We start from the raw sequence: 299 nt of genomic DNA, 5'->3' as shown, positions 1-299 counted from the left end.
AAGTGCTGCGCGTGATCGACTCGCTGCAACTGACCGATAATTACAAAGTCGCGACGCCCGGCAACTGGAAGGACGGCGACGACGTCGTGATCGTGCCGTCGCTGCAGGATCCGGAAGAACTGAAGAAACGCTTCCCGAAGGGCTTCAACGCAGTGCGTCCGTACCTGCGCCTCACGCCGCAGCCGAACAAGTAAGCATCGGCCGCGCGTGACGCACGCGCGCACCGATGAAAACGGCCCGCCCGGCAGCGATGCCGGGCGGGCCGTGTCATTTCAGCGCATGCGGCGCGCGGGCGCCGC

At 65.9% G+C, this 299-nt stretch carries 1 pseudogene; it reads left to right on the top strand.

The annotated features are described in order from the left end of the window. A pseudogene (locus tag SB751_RS29395) lies at nucleotides 1-194 on the top strand (peroxidase); the annotation flags it as partial. Nucleotides 195-299: the final 105 nt, after the last annotated feature.

The sequence above is a fragment of the Cupriavidus sp. SIMBA_020 genome, assembly GCF_046535395.1.
GTDB lineage: Bacteria > Pseudomonadota > Gammaproteobacteria > Burkholderiales > Burkholderiaceae > Cupriavidus > Cupriavidus campinensis.
The sequence above is the reverse complement of the archived record's forward strand: the minus strand, read 5'-3'. Positions and strand labels throughout refer to the sequence as shown.